The sequence below is a fragment of the Komagataeibacter melaceti genome (assembly GCF_003403295.1).
In the GTDB taxonomy this organism is placed as follows: Bacteria; Pseudomonadota; Alphaproteobacteria; order Acetobacterales; family Acetobacteraceae; genus Komagataeibacter; species Komagataeibacter melaceti.
On the sequence record NZ_QUWV01000184.1, the window covers coordinates 1 to 6,177 of the forward strand.

Here is a 6,177-nt window from a genome sequence, read left to right on the forward strand (position 1 = left end):
GGCGTGCCCCCGCGCCGCCCCTGTTCCTGTCCCCCGCCCGCCATGAGCGGAGCAAGGCTGCGGAAATGCGCGCCCGCCAGCAACAATGCCCCTGCCCCCTTCGGCCCGCCGAATTTATGGCCCGACACCGCCACGCTATCAGCGCCCAGCGCCTGTGGCGTGACGGGAATACGGCCCGCCGCCTGCACGGCATCGACATGCACAAGCGCGCCATGGGCATGGCACAGCCGCGCGATTTCGGGCAGCGGGTTGATCACGCCGGTCTCGTTATTGGCCAGCATCACGCACACCAGCGCCGGTGTGGCATCGGCTGCCAGCATGCGCTCGAGCGCCACGATGTCGAGCACGCCATCCGCCTGCACGGGAATGACACCCGCACCCGTAACTGCGGCACGCACGGCGTCATGCTCGGTCGCGCCACACAGCACGCGCCGGCCACTGCCCTGCGCGCCAATGGCCAGCACGTTGGCTTCCGTCCCGCCGGAGGTGAACACGCAGTTTTCCGCCGTGACGCCAAACAGGGCGGCCATATCCTCACGCGCGGTTTCCAGCAGCGCGCGGGCACGCCGCCCCGCCCCATGCACCGAAGCGGGATTGCCCGCCACCTGTGCCGCCTGCGTCATGGCCACGAGTGCTTCGGGCCGGATCGGCTCGGACGCATTCGCGTCAAGATAGGTAAAGCCCCCCCGTGGGGTTGCATGCTGTCCAGCCATATGGGTTACGCCAAGTCCTTTTGCGACGGGAATTACGATTTATCTGGCATTTTGTGAATCCAAACCGCTATAAGGCAGCGCAACATAATATTTATTGCAACGTGTTATGGGTGAAAAACACCTGAACCCATACCGCTGCCCGAATGTCGCCCGCCCACCGGCGGGCATGGCAAGGAGAGCGAACCAGCACGACAACACCCGGCCCGATGGCGGAAAACCGTTTTCCCCCGCATGCACCGGGCCAGGCCACGCACCGCCATATCTGCCCCCCGCGCAGGGCACGCCTGCCGAAGACGCACTTTTATATGGTAGGTGCCACGCCCATAATAAGGCAAATGGGCATACTTTCGGGCTGGTGTGCCAGACCGGATCAATTCTGTTGCCCGTCATGTTTCAGCCGGACGAATACAGGATGAATTCCTGCTCCGCGGATGGATGACTGGCGGGTAATGGCGTTTTCTCTGCCTGCCGACCTGACGGGGCATCGCCGGTCGGGCAGGCTGTAACAGTAACCGTTCCCGATGCAATGCCTGGAATGCACGGGGAAACGCAAATGCGGGACACCTATGCCTGAGGTCATGTTTGCCGGCCCTGATGGCCGTCTGGAAGGTCGATACCACCATTCAAGCGCGCCCAACGCGCCGCTTGCCCTGGTGCTGCATCCCCATCCGCTGCACGGCGGGACCATGAATAACCGCATCACCTATGCGATGTACCGCGCATTCGAGAAAATGGGTTTCTCGGTCATGCGCTACAATTCGCGCGGGGTTGGCCGCTCACAGGGCCGCTATGACGGTGGTATTGGCGAGATTTCGGACGCCGCCGCCGCCCTTGACTGGATGCAGATGATCAACCCGAACGCCAGCGGCCTGTGGATCGCGGGGTATTCCTTCGGCGCGTTCGTGGGCATGCAGCTTCTCATGCGCCGCCCCGAGATCACCGGCTGGATCAGCGTGGCCCCCCCCGCCAACCACTACGACTTCGGCTTCCTTGCGCCATGTCCGTGCGGCGGGCTCATGATCGCGGGTGAAAATGACGAACTCGTGCCCGAACCCGCCATCCGCAAGCTGGTGGACAAGCTGAACACCCAGAAGGGCGTTACGGTGGATTACCGCATCTTCAAGGGTGCCGACCATGTCTTCGCCAACCATGCCGACCAGGTGGCCGAGGCGCTGGAAGACCATGTCAGCACCGTCATGAACCGCAAGGCGCTGGCGCTGGCGGCTGACTGATTTACCACCCCGGCCCCGCCGGGCTGTTCCATGACGTGCCGTGAACATGCTAGAGGCTGGTCCGCACCGGGGCGGCCCGGCCAGCGATGCATCTTACAGCGCGGAACAGATCATGCCCAAGAGTGAATTCCTCCGGGAAGCCGAAGCACGCGGCTTCATATTCCAGTGCACGGACATGGAGGCGCTCGACGCCGCCATGCAGTCCGGGCCGGTCGGGGGTTATATCGGTTTCGACCCCACGGCGGACAGCCTGCACGTGGGCAGCCTGATCCAGATCATGATGCTGCGCCTGCTGCACCGCCACGGCCACCGCGCGGTGGCGCTGGTGGGTGGCGGCACGGCCAAGATTGGCGACCCCTCCTTTAGGGAGGAAGCGCGCAAGCTCATGACGCAGGAGACCATCGCCACCAACCTGCGCGGGGTTGAGGGCTGCCTGCGCCAGTTCCTGCCGCTGGGCGAAGGGCCGAAGGACGCGCTGCTGACCAACAACGCCGACTGGCTGGACCGCCTTTCCTACATCGACCTGCTGCGGGATGTGGGCATCCATTTTTCCGTCAACCGCATGCTGTCGTTCGATTCGGTGCGTTCGCGCCTGGAACGTGAGCAGGGCCTGACGTTCCTGGAGTTCAATTACTCCATCCTCCAGTCCTATGATTTCCGGGAACTGAACAGCCGTCATGGCGTGACGCTGCAGATGGGGGGATCGGACCAGTGGGGCAACATCGTCTCAGGCATTGATCTTGTCCGCAGGATGAATGGCGCACAGGTGTTCGGCCTGACAACGCCACTGCTCACCACCAGTTCCGGGGCGAAGATGGGCAAGACGGCGCAGGGTGCCGTCTGGCTCTCGCCGCTGCGGCTGCCGGTGTTCGATTACTGGCAGTTCTGGCGCAATGTGGAGGATGCGGATGTGGGCCGCTTCCTCAAGCTATTCACCGACCTGCCGGTGGCGGAATGTGACCGGCTGGCAGCACTGGGCGGCGCCGAGATCAACGAGGCGAAGAAGGTCCTGGCCACCGAGGCCACGGCCCTGTGCCACGGCCGCGCCGCGGCCGAAGCCGCGGCCGAGGCCGCGCGCCGCACATTCGAGGAAGGGGCCGTGACCGCTGCCGCCCTGCCCTCCGTCCCGCTGCCCGCCGGACTGCTGACCGAGGGGCTGCCCGCCTTCCGCCTGTTTGTGGAGGCCGGTTTCGCCTCCAGCAACGGCGAGGCCCGCCGCCTGATCCGTGGCGGCGGAGCGCGGGTGAATGACGTGGTCATAACCGACGAGGCCCAGCCCATATCCGACGCCGACCTGCTGGATGGCGCGGTCAAGCTCTCCGCCGGGCGCAAGCGGCACATCCTGGTCCGCCCGGTCTGATTCCATGGCGGGCAGGCGCGCGGGACGGTTACCACCACGGCAGGGCGACCTGTTCGCCCCGCCACCTGAACCGCCCGCGCCCGCCATCCAGATCCCCCGGCTCCCGCCGGTCGAACCCGGGCTGTGGGCCCGGCTGGCGCGGTCGCAGTTTCGCGCGCGGTTCCATCTGGGCACGGCGGAGCGCGCCTATCTGGCCGACCGTGGCCTGCCTGAAGTCATGACCCATGCGGCCAGCTTCATCGCGACCCGCCTCGCCCCCGCCCATCCTGCCCGCGATGGCAGGCAGACACCATGGCGCGGGCACCCGGTTTTCATAGCCCAGCACGCAACCGGCACCTGCTGCCGGGGCTGCGTGGCCAAATGGCATGCCATACCGGCGGGCCAGCCGCTCGATGCCGGGCAGCAGGCCTATATCCTGTCGGTCATACGCGAGTGGCTGCGCCGGGATCAGGCCAGTACGGCTCCAGCGCCGTCCACACCTGCCCACCGCTGACCCAGCACCTGTAGGCACGCGCCATGCACTGCATGCCATGCTGCCCGCCACCGGGCACATCGGCATGACCGCCGGGACCGAACGCCCACATATGGTACGGGCAGACAATCCGGCCCCCCACCACATACCCGGCGGACAGGCGGGCATCGCCATGCGGGCAGCGGTCATCCAGCACGGCGGGGCGGTCATCCGCGCCCACCCACACCACCAGCGCGGGCCCGGCGCACATCACACGCCGCGGGGCCATGCGTGCGGCAGACAGTGCGCACAGGGCATGGGAACCCGGGTCATCCTGCTTCATTAAGTGCATGCCTCCGCTGGTTTTCCGATAGCATCTTACGTGCGATGGGCGTGTCGTCTATCGTGCTTGCCACGCTACAGGTACGCGGCATACCGGCCGCCATTAACAGGATTTGATGACGCATGGTTCTCTCCCCCCGGCATGAACAGCTTCTGGACCGCCTGGCTGAAGTCGCGGTCCGTATCGGCCTGAACATCGCGCATGGCCAGCAGCTCCTGATCACGGCGCCGCTGGACGCCGTGCCGCTGGTGCGCCGGATTACCGAACATGCCTACAAAGCCGGGGCTGCGCTGGTCACGCCGTTCTATTCCGATGACGTAGCCACCCTCGCCCGTTTCCATTACGCCGCCGATGACACGCTGGACGCCGCCGCCGACTGGCTGCACGAAGGCATGGCCAATGCCTACCGCAAGGGGGCGGCCCGCATGGCGATTACCGGCGGCAACCCCGTGCTGCTGGCCAATGAAGACCCCGAGCGCGTCTCGCGCGTGTCACGCGCGGCCTCACGCGCGGGGCGGCCCGCCATGGAGCTGATCACGCGCTTTGCCGTCAACTGGAACATCGTGGCCTTCGCCACCCCGGCATGGGCGGCGCAGGTCTTTCCCGACCTGCCGCAGGACGAGGCGGTAAGCCGCCTGTGGGATGCGATCTTCCAGGCATCCCGCGTGATGGTGGATGACCCGGTGGCCGAATGGAAAGCCCATAACGCCTATCTCAACCGGCGCACGGCGTGGCTCAACGAACGTCGCTTCGCGGCGCTGCATTTCAGCGGGCCGGATACGGACCTGACGGTGGGGCTGGCCGATGGCCATTCCTGGGCCGGGGGGGCGGAACCCGCGGGCAACGGCATTGTCTGCAACCCCAACATCCCGACCGAGGAAGTGTTCACCACCCCGCATGCCCGCAAGGTGCATGGCCATGTCCGCGCCACCAAGCCGCTGTTCCACCAGGGCACGCTGATTGATGACATCCGCGTACGCTTTGAGGAAGGCCGCATTGTCGAGGCCCATGCCAGCACCGGGCAGGCGGTTCTGGAGCGTATTCTCGATACCGATGACGGCGCGCGCAGGCTGGGTGAAGTCGCACTGGTGCCCGCGTCCTCCCCCATTTCACAAAGCGGCATCCTGTTCCGCAACACGCTGTTTGACGAGAATGCATCCAGCCACATCGCGCTGGGCCAGTCCTATGCCAAGTGCATGTGCGATACCGAAAACCTGACCGAGGCCCAACTGACCCGGCAGGGGGCGAATACCAGTTTCATCCATATTGACTGGATGATCGGGTCCAGCAAAATCGACGTTGACGCCATCAACCACGATGGCAGCCGCGAACCCCTGATGAGACAGGGCGAATGGAGCAACCAGCCATGACCTATCCTTCCATCCGCAAAATGCTGCTGGCCACCGCCTGCGCCCTTGCCGTGGCCCACCTGCCCGCCGGCATACGCCATGCCGCCGCCCAGCAGCCCGGTGCCCAGCAGGCCGCCCCCAACGTGCAGCAGCTTACCCCCGAGCAGGAAGCCGCCCTCAACCGTGATGTGGAGACCGTGGCGCGCTACAAGCTGCCGAGCAATTTCTTCGCGCGGATGCTGCCCGTCATCCAGCAGATCAAGCTTGCGCACATCTCCCCGCCGGATACGCCGAGCATGACGCTGGAAGAAACCATCAGCCGCACCGAAGCCATGCCGCAGCTCCGCCCGATCCTGCAGCGCAACCGCATGTCGGCGCGTGAGTTCGTGATGAACATCACCACCTTCGGCATGACGCAGGCCGTCATCACGCATCCGCCGCAGGACGGCAACGACATGCCGCCGCTCAACCCCGATAACGTCACCCTGCTCAAATCCCACCCCGCCGAGGTACAGGCCCTGATCCAGGCCATGGGCGGCAACGAACAGCAGGGCCAGCAGCGTTAAGGCTGTTTTCAGGACGCTTCCGGAAACGCCGCCTTCTTGAAAAAAGGCGGCACCCAGAAACTTTTACTATTCTTACCTAGCAGCCTGTCGGGTTGGGGTACCCTGTGAAGGGGGGCGGTTGTAAGGTTATGAGATGAGCAGCTTTATCCCGTTTGACCGGTCT

General features: G+C 65.3%; 7 protein-coding genes. 5 read left to right on the plus strand and 2 right to left on the minus strand.

The window, feature by feature from the left end; genetic code table 11:
- A partial coding sequence (locus tag DY926_RS15705; RefSeq protein WP_116704222.1) for a cysteine desulfurase family protein occupies nt 1-713 on the minus strand: 713 nt, incomplete at its 3' end.
- 566 nt (nt 714-1,279) lie between these two features.
- On the opposite strand from DY926_RS15705, the gene DY926_RS15710 reads away from it, so the two are divergent.
- The 3 genes from DY926_RS15710 to DY926_RS15720 all read left to right on the plus strand — a co-directional run bounded on the left by DY926_RS15710 (nt 1,280) and on the right by DY926_RS15720 (nt 3,798).
- On the plus strand, nt 1,280-1,945 hold the full coding sequence (locus tag DY926_RS15710) for an alpha/beta hydrolase (RefSeq protein WP_116704216.1): 666 nt from the start codon (nt 1,280-1,282) through the stop codon (nt 1,943-1,945).
- Between the two features lie 112 nt (nt 1,946-2,057).
- Complete coding sequence (gene tyrS, locus DY926_RS15715) at nt 2,058-3,305, plus strand: tyrosine--tRNA ligase (protein WP_186336202.1); 1,248 nt, start codon at nt 2,058-2,060, stop codon at nt 3,303-3,305.
- A 4-nt stretch (nt 3,306-3,309) separates the two neighbouring features.
- Nucleotides 3,310-3,798 carry a DUF4186 domain-containing protein gene (locus DY926_RS15720; RefSeq protein ID WP_116704218.1) on the plus strand — a complete coding sequence of 163 codons (489 nt, stop codon included), beginning with the start codon at nt 3,310-3,312 and terminating at the stop codon, nt 3,796-3,798.
- Here DY926_RS15720 and DY926_RS15725 read toward each other — a convergent pair.
- Nucleotides 3,728-4,099 (minus strand): Rieske (2Fe-2S) protein, encoded by a 372-nt coding sequence (locus DY926_RS15725; protein ID WP_116704219.1) that lies wholly within the window; start codon nt 4,097-4,099, stop codon nt 3,728-3,730. The genes DY926_RS15720 and DY926_RS15725 overlap by 71 nt on opposite strands.
- A gap of 122 nt (nt 4,100-4,221) precedes the next feature.
- Here DY926_RS15725 and DY926_RS15730 point away from each other — a divergent pair, with 122 nt between their 5' ends.
- Both DY926_RS15730 and DY926_RS15735 read left to right on the plus strand, forming a co-directional pair.
- On the plus strand, nt 4,222-5,469 hold the full coding sequence (locus DY926_RS15730; RefSeq protein ID WP_116704220.1) for an aminopeptidase: 1,248 nt from the start codon (nt 4,222-4,224) through the stop codon (nt 5,467-5,469).
- Nucleotides 5,466-6,014, plus strand: coding sequence for a hypothetical protein (locus tag DY926_RS15735; protein ID WP_116704221.1), 549 nt, complete (start codon nt 5,466-5,468; stop codon nt 6,012-6,014). Before DY926_RS15730 ends, DY926_RS15735 begins: the two co-directional genes overlap by 4 nt.
- Nucleotides 6,015-6,177: the final 163 nt, after the last annotated feature.